The following is a 13,922-nucleotide window of genomic DNA, read 5'->3' on the forward strand; positions in this document are numbered from 1 at the left end:
CCGGCGCCGCGGTTTTCATTCAAAGCATTGAAATGGAAGATAAAACGATGCGGGGTTAAGCGCGGGCCCCTGGTGTCGTCAATGGATCTGGAACCCTTTTTAAGGGAATGTTACTTACCGGGTTAATTATCTCGGTTTCCAAGGTCCATTGTGAAAAGAAACGCCTCGCTTGCCCCCGCCGTGCGTTCCGGCGTGTGGCCCTGTTCGCTGTCGCTTATCGCCGCGCTGCTCGCGGGCGCCACCGCTGGCGCGCAGGCGCAGGGGATACCGCATCTCTGGATCGCGGGCGGCGGCGCCGATACCCGATGGAGCACCGGCGGCAATTGGGATCTGTCGTCCCCGCCCGGGCCGGGCGACGATGTCTACATCGGCAATTCGGCCTCCCTGCAAACCGTGCGCCTGGATGGCGCGCAGCAGGTCGGGCTGTTCTATCTGGGCACCTCGGGCAGCGCCACGCTCGATTTCGATCCCGCCGCGAGCCTGCAGACCAATCTGAGCATCCTGTCCAACAGCGCCGCCTCCCAGGTTTCCATGAACCTGGCCGGGGGCCAGTCGTGGACGGATACCTCGTTGTCCGTCATCGGCAACTTCGGCCGGGCGCAGGTGTCGCTGTCCGACGGCGCTTCGTTCAACGGCTTTCGGGTCTACCTGGGAAGCGAGCAGGGGGCGCACGGCACCCTGCACATGCGTGACCGGGCCTCCGCGATCATCACCGCGCTGGAAATCGGCGCATCGGGCACCGGGGTACTCGATGCCGCGGACAAGGACACGCTGCTGCAGACCAGTTCGGCGGTGCTTGCGACCTCCGCGGGGTCCAGCGGCTCGGCCACGTTGGCGAACGAGGCGAAATGGATCGTCCTCAATCCGTTGACGGTCGGCAGCCAGGGCGCGGGCACCATCAATGTGGCCTCCGGCGCGCAACTGTCGGCGCAGGGCCAGGTGACCATGGGCCTGTACGCCGGCAGCCGGGGCGACATCACGGTCACGGGCTCCGGTTCCCTGTTCAGCGCCTCGGGCGCCCTTTTCGTGGGCGCGCGGGGCACGGGCCTGATCACGATTGAAAACCAGGGCGCGATGGTCGCGGGCGATACCGTGCTCGGCCGGGGCGGTTCGGCCAACGGCGGCATCGTGCTCAGGGGGGCCGGCACGACGATGGGGGTCAATACCCTTACCATCGGCGGCGACCGCACCGATACCGGCGCCGTGGCGGCCGTGGGCCGCCTGGACATCAGCGACGGCGCCAAGGCCACCACGGCCCAGGTCCGATTGGGCGATGCGGTCAACGCCAGCGGCACGCTGACTTTGACCGACACGGGCTCGTCGTTGACCTCCAGCGACCGGATCAGCGTCGGCTATGCCGGCACCGGCTCGCTGGTCATGACCCGCGGCGCGGGGCTGACGGCGCAAGGCATGCTGATCGGCCATGAGGCCGGTTCGTCCGGCACCGCCACTCTGGACGGGGCGGGCACGCGCCTGAACAGCGCCGGCGTGGTGTACGTGGGCAATGTCGGCAACGGCACCCTGGAGATGAGTGGCGGCGCCCGCCTGGACAGCACCGACGGCTACGTCGGCACCGAAAACGGCTCCACCAGCAGCGCCACGCTCAGCGGCGGCGCGGCCTGGGTGAACAGCGGCGACTTCTTCGTCGGCCACAACGCCGGGGCCCGGGGCGAGGCCGTGGTGGCCGGCGGCGCCCGCGTCGAAAGCCGCTATGGCATCCTGGGCGATCTGAACGGCGCCAACGGCACGATGCTCGTCACGGGCGCCGGTTCGCTCTGGCAGACGTCCAACGACATGAACGTCGGCCGTCTGGGCCAGGGCGAGATGACCCTGGCCAATGGCGGCACGGCGCGCGCGCCCGTGATCTATATCGCCAACAACGCCGGCTCGCGCGGCGTGCTCAACGTTGGCGCCGCGGCCGGCGCGGCGCCAGCGGCCGCTGGCGTGCTCGACACCCCGCGCGTGCATCTGGGCGATGGCGATGGCCGGCTGGTGTTCAACTTCGCCGGCGCGCCGCTGGTCTACGGCGGCAACATCGCCGGCCAGGGCGCCGTCGATCTGTACGCTGGCGACCTGGTGTTGAACGGCGCCAGCACCAACACCGGCCAGACCACCGTGCGCGGCGGTTCCCTGGCGGTGAACGGCAGCCTGGCCGGGCCGGTTCAGGTGCAGACCGGCGGCGTCCTCGGCGGCAGCGGCGCCGTGGGCCCGACCACGGTGGCGTCCGGCGGGGTGTTGGCGCCCGGCAATTCGATCGGCACGCTTACCGTCAACGGCGACCTGAGGCTGGCGTCCGGCTCGGTCTATCGCGTCGAAGCCGAACCGGCGGGCACCCAGAGCGATCGCGTCGACGTGCGCGGCACTGCCTATCTGGGCGGTTCGGTGCTGCACGTGGGCCCGCAAGGCAACTTCACCCCCAACCAGCGCTACACGATACTGACCGCCAACGCGATCTCGGGCCGCTTCGACAGCGTGGCTTCCAATTACGCCTTTCTCGACCCGGCCTTGAGTTACGACGGCGGCGCCGTCAGCCTGCAACTGGATCAGACCCGTTCGTTCGCCAGCGCCGGCGCCACGGGCAACCAGCGCGCGGTCGGCGCGGCGCTCGACAGCCTGCCGGAAGGGCACGCGCTGCGGCGTTACGTATCGACCTTGCCTGCGGGCCAACCGCAAGCCGTGTTCAACAGCCTGTCGGGTGAAGCCCACGCCAGCGTCAGCGGTTCGCTGGCCCAGGGCGCGGCCACCTTGCGCGCGCTGCCGATGACGCGGCTGCGCGCCAATCTGCAGGCCGGCATGCTGCCGGGGGCGCCCACGGCGCAGGCGGGCGGCGCCTTGCCGCAAGGCGCGCTGCCCGCATCAGCCGCCTTGCCCGCCTGGGCCGAGGTGGTGGGCGGCTGGCAGACCTTCGATGGCGACGGCAACGCGGCGCGCTTGCGCCAGCATACCGGCGGCGTCTTCGTCGGCGCCGATCAGCCTGTTGGCGCGGGCTGGCGCCTGGGCGGCGCGTTGGGCTTCACCGATACCCGGGCCAAGGTCGACGACCGCAGCAGCCAGTCGGACATCGGCAGCTACAGCGCTCTGGTCTATGGCGGCAAGTCGTTCGCGGCCGCCAGCGGCGCCTGGAACCTGCTGGCCGGCGCGGGCTACACCTGGCACGATATTTCCACCCGGCGCCAGGCGGCCAGCCAGGCCGATGCGTTGACGGCCGATTACGGCGCCAGCACCGTGCAACTGTTCTCCGAGCTTTCCTATGCATGGGCGGCAACCGCGGACTTCACGCTCGAACCGTATGCCGGACTGGCCTGGAGCGACCTGCGCACGCGCGGCTTCCGCGAGACCGGCGGCGCCGCGGCGTTGACGGGCCAGGCCTCGCGCCAGCAGCAGACCCAGACCTCGCTCGGTCTGCGCACGCGCCAGGATTTCGAGTGGGGCGGCCGGCAAGGACGGGTGACCGCGATGCTGGGCTGGCGCCACGCCTTCGGAGACGTGGAAGCGAAGACCCGGCTGGCGTTCGACGCCAGCCAGCCGTTCACGGTGGCCGGCACGCCCATCGCGCGCGACGCGGCCCTGGTGGGATTGGGCGCCGACCTGGCGCTCGGGCGCAACAGCAGCCTCGGCCTGTCCTACGACGGCCAGTTCGCGCGCGATAGCCGCGAGCACGCCGCGAGCGTGCGCGTGGCGTGGCGGTTCTGACCCGTCGATAGCCATCGCCCACGCCGGGCTGGCCCGTTTCAGCCGGCCCGGCGCCGCCCGAAGTGCATCAGCGCCATGCCCGAGATGGCGAGCGCGGCGCCGATGAACAGGCTGCCGGGCGTGGGCTCGCCGAGCCACAGGCTGGAGAACAGCACGCCGAACACGGGCACCAGCGTGATGTAGCCGGAAGCGGCGCCGGCGCCCAGCGCCTTGACGCCTTCGAAGTACCAGGCGTAGGCGATAGCGGTGGCGCCGAAGGCCAGCGCCAGCACGCTGATCCAGGCATTCAGCGGCGCGTCGCCCAGCGCCCGCCAGGCTGCGCTGCCCTCGAAGGCGAGGCTCGCCAGCAACAGCATCGATGCGCCGATCACGGTGGTGACCGTGGTGGTGGTCAGCGCGTCCACGCCCTTGAGCACCAACCGCCCGATCAGGGTATAGGCCACCCAGCAGGCCACGCAGCCGAGCAGCAGCAGTTCACCGACGCCGAGCGCGCCGGGCAGGGTGGCGCCCGAGCCGCCGCTGATCGCGATGTAGGCGCCGATGGCCGACAGCACCATGCCCGTCAGGATGGCGGGGTTCAGGCGCTCGCGGAAAAGCAGCGCGGCCAGCAACAGCGTGGCGCCTGGATTGAGCGTCACCACAATGGCGGCGCGGCCGGCCGGCACCAGTTGCAGGCTCAGCATGAAAAAGCTGGAGTAACCGAACACGCCCGCCAGGGCGGCGGCGGTCAGGCCGAGCCACTGGTTGCGGGTCAGCTTCTTCAGGTCGCGCAGCGCCGAGGCGCGATGCATCCACAACAGCAGCGCCACGCTGGCGAACAGGAACCGCAGGCTGGCCGCGGCCAGCGGCGCCATCGACTGGGCCACGACTTTGCCCCAGGACCACGACGCGCCCCATAGCGCCGCCATGCCGACCAGGCGCAGGTGCGTGGCCATCAATGTGTTTTTCATGTGTCGTTCTAGGCCTGGCGGCAAGGGTCGCGCGACGCGCGACGGGGCAAGGGGAGGGCGTCGGGACGGCGTGGGCCGACCGATCGCAGGCGGAATTTTAGCCGGCCATCGCCCCGGCCGGCATCGAGCGCCACGTCGAACCCGGGTTCAAGCGGTACACCACCAGGCGACCGCCTCGTACGAACACGGGATTGCATGCGCGGCGCTTGCTTCCGGCCGGGCGGATCCGTAGCCTGTACGCGTGGATGTCACTGCTGCCGGTATGATTGGCGCCTTTGGCACTGTCCAGCAAAGCACCAGGAGTACCCATGATCCGTTCGCATGCGCCCAGCCGCTTCCTCTTCGCTCTGATGGCCATGCTGGCCGCCGCCGGCACCCAGGCCGCCCCGGATCGCCCCGCCGTGCTCAAGGCGCTGGAGGCGCGCGGCCTGCGCGTGGTGCAGGAATTCAAAATCGACGGCGACCTGCGCGCCTTCGCCGGCGTGGCCGGCGACCAACCCGTGGCGATCTACGTGACCCGCGACGGCAACGCGATCATCGGCGCCCGCCTGGATGCCCAGGGCAAGCCGCTGGACGATGCCACGATCGAGACCCTGGTCAGCAAGCCGATGGGCGACCAGGCCTGGGCCCAGCTCGAGAAATCGACCTGGGTGCGCGATGGCCGCAAGGACGCGCCGCGCATCATCTACACCTTCAGCGACGCCAACTGCCCCTATTGCCACAAATTCTGGGAAGCGGCGCGGCCGTGGGTCGATGCCGGCAAGGTGCAACTGCGCCACGTGATGGTGGGCGTCATCCGCCAGGACAGCCCGGCCAAGGCCGCCGCCATCCTGGGCGCGGCCGATCCCTCCGCTGCGCTGCTGGAGAACGAGCACAAGTTCGACCGCGGCGGCATCACGCCGGCCGAGCGCGTGCCGGAGGACATCGGCAGGCAGCTCGACGCCAACCAGGCGTTGATGGTGTCGCTGGGCTTTCGCGGCACGCCGGGCATCATCGTGCGCGACGATGCCGGCGCGCTGAAAAAGTACAAAGGCATGCCGCAAGCCAGCGAACTGGACCAGGTGTTCGGGCCGCGCTGACGCGTTCGCGGCCGGCCCTCAGTAGCTGCCGGCCGGCAGGACGTCGCCGAGATAAGCCTGGGGCGCTGGCGCGGCGGTCAGCATGTGCCGTACCCAGGCATCGCGCTCGTGTGCGGTGACCACCAGTTCCCAGACACACGCCAGCGCCGGCGCCTGCACCGGCGTGTAGTCGCCAGGCCGCGCCAGCGGCGCCGACAGCATGCGCTGGCAGGCAATGCCGCCCGTGATCCACCAGTCCACCAGCAGCCATACGGCCTCCTGGCCCACGTGCACCATGCAGAAGCCCAGGCCATGGCCGCGCGCGTCCCGCGCGTGCTCATCCAGCACGGCGCCGACGGCCTCCCGCGCGGCCGCGACGGCGGCCGCATCGAGCAATGGCGCCGCATGGCGCGCGTCGTGGTGGATGGCGTAGGCCTTGATGGCGTGGGCGGTGAATTGCCAGTTGCCTAGCGGTTCGATGCGGCGGGGCAGGTAGGGTTCGGGCGGGTGTGTCATGGCGGCGGCTTGAACGACGGATCCGGTGATTTTATTGCGCCGGGCGGCGCGGGTCGGTTGCCGGTCTTGCCGGCGCGGGTTCAGAATGCCCGGGGCCAGCAAGGGAGAGGCGCCACGGGCAGCCGCGCGTCGCCGGCGCGTCAGATCGACGCTTGCCGCAGCCGCGCCGACAGCGCCTGCGCGCTTTCCTTGCGTTCGCTGTAGCGATCCGTCAGGTACGGCGACACGTCGCGCGTGAGCAGGGTGAACTTCATCAGTTCCTCGACCACGTCGACGATGCGGTCGTAGTACGGCGACGGCTTCATGCGGCCGGCCTCGTCGAATTCCTGGTACGCCTTGGCCACCGACGACTGGTTGGGAATGGTCAGCATGCGCATCCAACGTCCCAGGATGCGCATCTGATTGACCGCGTTGAAGGACTGCGAACCGCCGGACACTTGCATGACGGCCAGCGTCTTGCCCTGGGTCGGGCGCACCGCGCCCACCGACAGCGGGATCCAGTCGATCTGCGTTTTCATCAGGCCGGTCATGGCGCCGTGGCGTTCCGGTGAACTCCAGACCATGCCCTCCGCCCATTGCACCAGTTCATGCAGCTCGCGCACTTTCGGATGGCGCTCGCTGCCCGGCGCGTCGACCAGCGGCAGGCCGGTCGGATTGAACAGGCGGGTGTCGCCGCCCAGGGCCCGCAGCAGGCGCGCGGCTTCCTCGGCGGCCAGCCGGCTGTAGGAGCGCTCGCGCAGCGAGCCATACAGCAGCAGGAAGCGCGGCGCGTGGCGGGCGCGGACGGGCGCAAACAGCGCGGCGGCATCCGGCCGCGCGAACAGGGTGGCATCGAGGTTGGGCAGGTCGGTCAAGGAATGTCTCCGGACAAGGTGAGCCAGGGGCGGGGTCAACGGCGCGCGAGGCCGGCGTCGTACCAGCCCTTGCTGCGGTTGACGATGCGCACCACCAGCAGCATCACCGGCACCTCGATCAGCACGCCCACCACGGTCGCCAGCGCCGCGCCCGACTGGAAGCCGAACAGGCTGATGGCGGCCGCCACCGCGAGCTCGAAGAAGTTGGACGCGCCGATCAATGCCGACGGGCAGGCGATGCTGTGGCGCTCGCCCACGCGGCGGTTGAGCCAGTACGCCAGTCCGGAGTTGAACAGCACCTGGATCAGGATCGGCACCGCCAGCATGGCGATCACCAGCGGCTGGCGCAGGATGGCCTCGCCCTGGAAGGCGAACAGCAACACCAGCGTCAGCAGCAGCGCCGCCATCGAGAACGGCCCGATGCGCGTCAGCGCCGCGTCGAACGCCGACGGCCCGCGCTGCAGCAGCGCGCGCCGCCACAGTTGCGCCAGGAGCACCGGGATCACGATGTACAGGCCGACCGACACCAGCAGCGTGTCCCACGGCACCGTGATGGCCGACAGGCCCAGCAGCAGCCCTACCAGCGGGGCAAAGGCGAACACCATGATGGTGTCGTTGAGCGCCACCTGCGACAGCGTGAACACCGGGTCGCCGCCGGTCAGCCGGCTCCACACGAATACCATGGCGGTGCAGGGCGCGGCGGCCAGCAGGATCAGGCCGGCGATGTAGCTGTCGAGCTGATCGGCGGGCAGCCAGGCGGCGAAGACGTGGCGGATGAACAGCCAGCCCAGCAGGGCCATGGAGAACGGCTTGACGGCCCAGTTGATGAACAGCGTCACGCCGATGCCGCGCCAGTGCCGTCCCACCTCGCCCATGGCGGCGAAGTCCACCTTGAGCAGCATGGGGATGATCATGACCCAGATCAGCAGCCCCACCGGCAGATTGACCCGCGCGACCTCGAGCCGGCCAATGGCCTGGAACAGCGCGGGCAGGCTTTGGCCGAGCGCGATGCCGAGCACGATGCAGAGCAGGACCCACAGCGAGAGATAGCGCTCGAACAGGTTCAACCCTGGCGCGCGCCGCGATGCGGACGCCGGCTGTGTTTGCGACCTCATGGGTTACTCCTGTGTGTGGCCGATGCCGCGTAGTTCGGCCTGCAGCGACAAGGCGTCCAGCTTGTCGTGCGGCAACGACAGGAACAGTTCGATGCGGCGCTTGAGCATGCGCGCCGCGTCGTGGAACGCCTTGGCCCGTTGCGCCTCGTCGCCGCCATGGCTTGCGGGGTCCGGCACGCCCCAGTGCGCCGTCAGTGGATGGCCGGGCCAGACGGGACAGACCTCGCCGGCGGCGTTGTCGCAGACCGTGATGATGAAGTCCATCTCCGGCGCGCCGGGCGCGGCGAATTCATCCCAGCGCTTGCTGCGGTAACCCTCGACCGGCAGCGAATACGAGCCGAGCGTTGCCAGCGCGAGCGGATGGACCTCGCCCTTGGGCATGCTGCCGGCGGAGTACGCATGGAAGCGGCCGCCGGCCAGGCCGTTGAGCAGGCCTTCGGCCAGGATCGAGCGGGCCGAATTGCCCGTGCAAAGGAACAGCACGTTGAAGGGACGGGATGGCATGGGGGATCTCCAGTTCAGCAGGTGGCGCAGGCGCCGGGGACGTTGACGTCGCAGGGTTCGCCCTGGCAGCAGTGTTCGGTGAGATAGCCGAGCAGTCCGTTCATGCGTGAATAGTCCGCGCGGTAGATCAGATTGCGGCCCTGTTGTTCGACCGTGACCAACCCGGCATGCGCCAACGCCTTCAAGTGGAAGGACAGCGCGTTGCGGGCCACGCCGAGCTGTTCGGCCAGCACGCTGGGAGTGAGGCCGGGCAGGCCGGCCACGACCAGCGCGCGGAAGGTGCGCAAGCGTTGGGGGTGGGCGAGGGCGCCAAGCGCCGCGACGGCATGATCTTCATTCATTTTTCAATAATACAACGATTATTGAATCATTGCGAAAGTCATGCCGAGGTCTGCCTGCCCCAGGCATTGGCTGGAGGGCCCGCCCCGCGCCAGGAGCCGGCACCGGACGTATCGATGCCGGCGCGGGGCGGCGTTACCCCTGCTGCGCTTGCCACATCTGCCGATAGCGTCCCGGCCGCGCCAGCAATTCGGCGTGCGTGCCCTGCTGGGTGATGCGGCCGTCCTCGAACACCAGGATGCGGTCGGCCGCGACGATGGTCGACAGCCGATGGGCGATGACGATGACGCTGCGGTCCGCGACCAGGGTATCGATGGCCGCCTGCACCGCCAGTTCGCTCTCGGTGTCGAGCGCGGCGGTGGGCTCGTCCAGGATCACGATGGGCGCGTTCTTCAGGATGGCGCGCGCGATCGACAGGCGCTGCCGCTCTCCGCCCGACAGCTTGCCGCCGGCCTCGCCCAGGCGCGTCTGCCAGCCTTGCGGCAGGCGCTCGATGAAGTCCAGGCAATGGGCCGCGCGCGCCGCCGCCCGCACCTCGGCCTCGCTGGCCTCGGGCCGCGCCATGCCGATGTTGCCGAGCACGGTGTCATCGAACAGATGCACGTCCTGGAACACGGTCGAGATCAGGTCGTTCAGGCCGGCGGGCGGCAGGCTGCGGATGTCCACGCCGCCGATCCGGATGGCGCCGCGCTGCGGATCGGCGTGCCGCATCAGCAGGCGCGTCAGCGTAGTCTTGCCGGAGCCGGACGGCCCCACCAGCGCGGTCAGGCCGCGCGCCGGCAGGTCCAGGTCGATATCGCGCAAGGCCGGCGCGCTGCCGCCGGCGTAGCGGAATTCGAGGTGTTCGATGCGGATGCCGGCGGGCCCGTCCACGCCTGCCTGCGCGGGCCATTGCGGTAGCGGCGCCACCGCGCGCACGTCCTCGATGCGGGCCAGGGCGGCTTCGATCAGCGCCAGGACCGTGGTGAAGTTCACGAAGGTCGCCAGCGGCTCGGCAAAGCGCGTCACCAGCACCAGCACCGCGCCCAGCGCCGCGGGCGCCAGACTGCCCTGCGTGACCCAGAGCATGCCGCAACCCAGGATCGCCAGCATGCCGGATTCGACGATGGCGGCCACCATCAGCGACGGTTTGGCGCCGCGCGAATGGTGCTCGCGCTGCAATTGCTCCATCTGCTCGAAGCCGGCGCGCAGGCGTTCGTTGGCAGTGCCGGCCCGGCCCGTCGCCAGGCACACGGGCAGCCCCTGCATGTATTCCAGCAGTTCGGCGTTCAAGGCTTCGTTGGCGTGGCCGGCGGCCGCGTGGCCGCGGTCCAGCGCCGGCCGGCGCCAGCGGTAGAGCGGCACGATCAGCGGGAACACCAGCATCAGCGCCACGCCCAGCCGCCAGTCCCAGGCCAGCAGCGCCACGGCTGCGGTGGCCGGCGTGACGATGGCGGCCAGGATCAGGTTGATCAACGTCAGCGCATAGTTCATCTGCTCGTCGACGCCGCCCAGCAGCTTGGCGGCGATGCCGCCGGTGCGATGGGTCTGCAGGGCCTCCAGCGGCATGCGCCGCAGTTGTTCGCCCAGCAGCACGCGCAGCTCGTGCGTGGCGCGCGCCATGTGGCCGCGATAGTCGAAGCCCTGTGCGCGCCAGCGCAAGGTGATGGCGGCTGCCGCCAGCAGGGTGAAGGCCGCCAGCCAGGACAACGATGCGGACCAGGGGCCGCCATCGGCCACCTGCGTGAACAGGGGTACGATGCAGGCCAGCGACAGGCCCTGGCACGCCGCGGCCAGCAGCAGCAGGCACAGGCTGGCGCGCAGGCGGTCCGCCTGGCTGCCGGCGCTGCGCAGGAGGCGGCGATAGGTGTCGCGCCAGGGAGCGGGAGATGTGTTCATGATGGGTGCTCCCCCAAAGTCCAGCGACGGGCGCGTTGATGGTTGTGCCACAGTTGGGCATAGAGGCCGCCGGCCGCGACCAGGGCGTCGTGCGTGCCGGATTCGGCCAGCCGGCCCCGGTCCAGCACCAGGATCTGGTCGGCGTGGCGAATGCTGGCCAGGCGGTGGGCCACCATGATGACGGTCTTGCCGCGCATCAGCGCAGCCAGCGCCGCGCCGACCGCGCGCTCGTTCTCGGGATCGGTGGCGGCGGTGGCCTCGTCCAGCACCAGGATCGGGCGGTTCATCAGCACGGCGCGCGCGATCGTCAGCCGCTGGCGCTGGCCGCCGGACAGGTCCTTGCCGCCTTCGCGCAGCACGGTGGCGTAGCCGTCGGGCAACGCCAGGATGAAGTCATGCGCCTGCGCGGCCCGGGCGGCGGCCTCGATCTCGTCGGGGTGGGCGTCTGGGCGCCCCATGGCGATGTTCTCGGCCACGCTGCCGGAGAACAGGAAGCTGTCCTGGAACACGAAGGCCACCTGCTCGAACAGCGTTTCGCGTTCCAGGTCGCGCACGTCGACGCCGCCGATCAGCAGGCGTCCTGCGTCGATGTCCCAGAAGCGCGCGATCAGCCGCGCCACGGTGCTCTTGCCGGCGCCGGAGCGGCCGACCAGCGCCGTCACCTGGCCGGCGCGCGCGGTGAAGCTCAGGCCATCCAACGCGGTATTGCCGCCATAGCCGAAGCGCACGTCCTCGAAGCACACGCTGGCGTCGGCCGGCCGCCGCTGCGGCGCGCGCGCCGGCGGCAGCGGTGTGATCGCCAGCACCTGCTGGATGCGCGCCACGCTCAGCTTGGCCTGGTCGATCATGTGGGCCAGCGACATCATCGGGAACATGGCTTCGGCCATGCCCATGCCGAACAGCAGCAGCGCCAGCCAGATGGGGAAATCGAGCTGGCCCTGCGCCGTCCACCAGGCGCCCAGCCACAGCAGTGCCGCCAGTGTCGGCAGCGGCCCCAGCACGGCGATCGCGAAGCGCGAGCTGAAGCTGGCGCCGCGATACCAGTCGGTCAGCATGGCCAGGTAGCGCTCCAGGGCGCGATGGTAGCGGCCGAAGGTGGTCTGGCCGGTATCGAACGTGCGCACCACCGGCATCGCCTGCACGTACTCGATCACCGCGGCGCTGACCTGTTCGCGCGCCTGGTGGTAGCGCCGCGTCATGACTTCGCGGCCGCGCATCGCCAGCGACAGCCCGCCGGCGCCCACTGCCAGCACGCCCACGGCGGCCAGCGCCATGCGCCAGTCCAGCGCGAACAGCAGCACTGCGCTGAACACCGGCATGGCGTAGGCGCGGGCGAACAGCGGCGTGCTGTCGGCCACGAACACATGCAGCGCCTGCACGTCGTTCTGCACCACCTTGGCCAGCGGCCCGCTGCCCAGCGCCTGCAATTCACCGAAGGACAGCCGCGCCAGGTGCCGGACCAGGTCGTTGCGCAGGATCACTTCGAGACGGAAGGCGGCGTAGTGCGACTGGTTGAAGGCCTGCAGCCGCAGGAAGCACGCCAGCAGGGCGCAGAGCAGCGCGCCCGCGAACGCGGGCCAGGGATAGGTGGCCGGGGACCGCAGCAGGTCGCGCATGGCCAGCGCCAGGCAGCCCAGGCTGCCCAGGCTGCACAGCACGCCGGCCACGGCCAGTCCCATGGCCAGTCGGATCTGGCCGCGTACCGGCCGCATGATTTCCCAAGGCTTGTTCATACCGCCTCCCTGGGGATCCAGCGCGCGGCGGCGAGCAGCGCCAGCACGGCCAGCGCGACCGCCGCGCCGACCACGCCGCCGTAGCCGATGCGGCCCGCCAGCATGGTGCCGGCCGACGTCAGCAGCATCGAGAAGAAATGGCTCACGCTCATCTGCAGCGTGTAGTCGGTGGCGGGGCTCTGCGGCGAGGACTGATCCATGATCAGCGTGCACAGCACCGTGGCGGCCGGGGTGTACAGCATGTAGTACAGCACCACGGCCACGCCCGCGCTGGCGTGCGAGCCCCAGGCCATGGCCGGCAGCGCCAGGCCGGCGATGCCCACCACCTGCAGCAGGGCCGCCGAAAGCGTGGCGCCGCGCCGCGACCAGCGTTTCAGCAGGCGGCCGTAGGCCAGCGCCACGAGCAGGCCGGCGCTGGCGCCCACCACGTTGAGCACCAGGCCGATGTCGGCGAGCGACCAGCCGGTGTCGATCAGCGCGGGCATGATGACCGCGTAGCCCAGCGACGCGGAAGCCGGATAGAGCACCAGCAACAGCAGCCAGCGCTTGCGCTGCGGCCCGCGCCAGAAGGCCAGCAGGCGCGCATGGCCGGCGGGTCCGGCGCTGCGGGGCCATTGCGGTTCGCGGTAGCCCAGCAGTTGAACCCACGACATCGCCGTGAGCGCGGCCAGCAGCAGGCAGCAGCCGCCCCAGCCGAGCCGCGGATACAGCATCAGCATCATGCCGCCGCCGACCAGGTTGCCGATCAGGCCGCCGGCGATCTGCAGGCCATTGCCCAGGCCGCGGTCGGCCGGGCTGTCCAGCAGCCGGCAGGCCAGGCCATCCAGCGCGACGTCTTGCGCGCCCGAGAGCAGCGCGGTGGCCCAGCACAGCAGGTAGATCGCGGTGAAGTCGGCGCGCAGGTCGAGCATGCCGATCAGGGCCAGGCACAGCGCCAGCCCGCCCTGGGTCACCAGCAGCCAGCCGCGGTAATGGCCGCGCAGGCCGGTGGCATGGCGGTCGATCCAGGGGGCGTACAGCGCCTTGAGCGGCCAGGCCATGCCCATCAGGTAGACCAGGCCAATGGTATCCAGGCTGGCCCCGCCCTCGCGCAGGATGGCCACCATGGCGATGACGAAGAACATCAGCCCCAGGAACTGGGTGCTGTAGAGGCTGGCAAGCAAGGCCCAGGCGCGGCGGGATGGCACGGCGAGATTTCTCCGGACAAATGGACAGGCGGATTCCGAACCGGCGGATTTCGGGTGTGCGGCGCGGGGGAGGGCTTGCGCAAGGCGCGCGCGGC

General features: G+C 70.2%; 11 protein-coding genes. 2 read left to right on the forward strand and 9 right to left on the reverse strand.

The features are described from left to right. Window positions 1-150 precede the first annotated feature (150 nt). Window positions 151-3,693: an autotransporter family protein gene (locus K2W61_RS12665; protein WP_236755758.1), complete on the forward strand. Its 3,543-nt coding sequence runs from the start codon at window positions 151-153 to the stop codon at window positions 3,691-3,693. A 38-nt stretch (window positions 3,694-3,731) separates the two neighbouring features. Here the strand turns inward: K2W61_RS12665 and K2W61_RS12670 are convergent, their stop codons facing one another. Next, entirely contained in the window at window positions 3,732-4,643 is a 912-nt protein-coding gene (locus K2W61_RS12670) for a DMT family transporter (protein WP_236755759.1), read from the reverse strand. A gap of 308 nt (window positions 4,644-4,951) precedes the next feature. On the opposite strand from K2W61_RS12670, the gene dsbG reads away from it, so the two are divergent. Beyond that, window positions 4,952-5,722: a thiol:disulfide interchange protein DsbG gene (gene dsbG, locus K2W61_RS12675; protein WP_175132301.1), complete on the forward strand. Its 771-nt coding sequence runs from the start codon at window positions 4,952-4,954 to the stop codon at window positions 5,720-5,722. Window positions 5,723-5,740: 18 nt separating this feature from the next. On the opposite strand, the gene K2W61_RS12680 is transcribed toward dsbG, so the two are convergent. From K2W61_RS12680 to K2W61_RS12715, 8 genes are all read right to left on the reverse strand, one after another. Next, window positions 5,741-6,217, reverse strand: coding sequence for a hypothetical protein (locus K2W61_RS12680; RefSeq protein ID WP_236755760.1), 477 nt, complete (start codon window positions 6,215-6,217; stop codon window positions 5,741-5,743). Between the two features lie 140 nt (window positions 6,218-6,357). Further along, window positions 6,358-7,071, reverse strand: coding sequence for an arsenical resistance protein ArsH (gene arsH, locus K2W61_RS12685; RefSeq protein WP_272909291.1), 714 nt, complete (start codon window positions 7,069-7,071; stop codon window positions 6,358-6,360). Between the two features lie 35 nt (window positions 7,072-7,106). Further along, window positions 7,107-8,186 (reverse strand): ACR3 family arsenite efflux transporter, encoded by a 1,080-nt coding sequence (arsB, locus tag K2W61_RS12690; RefSeq protein WP_236755762.1) that lies wholly within the window; start codon window positions 8,184-8,186, stop codon window positions 7,107-7,109. A 3-nt stretch (window positions 8,187-8,189) separates the two neighbouring features. After that, window positions 8,190-8,690 carry an arsenate reductase ArsC gene (locus K2W61_RS12695; RefSeq protein WP_236755764.1) on the reverse strand — a complete coding sequence of 167 codons (501 nt, stop codon included), beginning with the start codon at window positions 8,688-8,690 and terminating at the stop codon, window positions 8,190-8,192. A gap of 14 nt (window positions 8,691-8,704) precedes the next feature. Further along, window positions 8,705-9,031, reverse strand: a complete 327-nt coding sequence (locus K2W61_RS12700; protein WP_175132306.1) for an ArsR/SmtB family transcription factor — start codon at window positions 9,029-9,031, stop codon at window positions 8,705-8,707. A 133-nt stretch (window positions 9,032-9,164) separates the two neighbouring features. After that, on the reverse strand, window positions 9,165-10,907 hold the full coding sequence (locus K2W61_RS12705) for an ABC transporter ATP-binding protein (RefSeq protein ID WP_236755766.1): 1,743 nt from the start codon (window positions 10,905-10,907) through the stop codon (window positions 9,165-9,167). Then, window positions 10,904-12,619 (reverse strand): ABC transporter ATP-binding protein, encoded by a 1,716-nt coding sequence (locus tag K2W61_RS12710; protein WP_272909445.1) that lies wholly within the window; start codon window positions 12,617-12,619, stop codon window positions 10,904-10,906. The genes K2W61_RS12705 and K2W61_RS12710 overlap by 4 nt, the downstream gene beginning before the upstream one ends. A 17-nt stretch (window positions 12,620-12,636) precedes the next feature. After that, a complete protein-coding gene (locus K2W61_RS12715; protein ID WP_175140460.1) occupies window positions 12,637-13,827 on the reverse strand; it encodes an MFS transporter in 1,191 nt (396 codons plus the stop codon). Window positions 13,828-13,922 lie beyond the last annotated feature (95 nt).

Origin of the sequence: Achromobacter pulmonis, from assembly GCF_021733725.1 — a bacterium.
Lineage (GTDB): Bacteria > Pseudomonadota > Gammaproteobacteria > Burkholderiales > Burkholderiaceae_B > Achromobacter > Achromobacter pulmonis.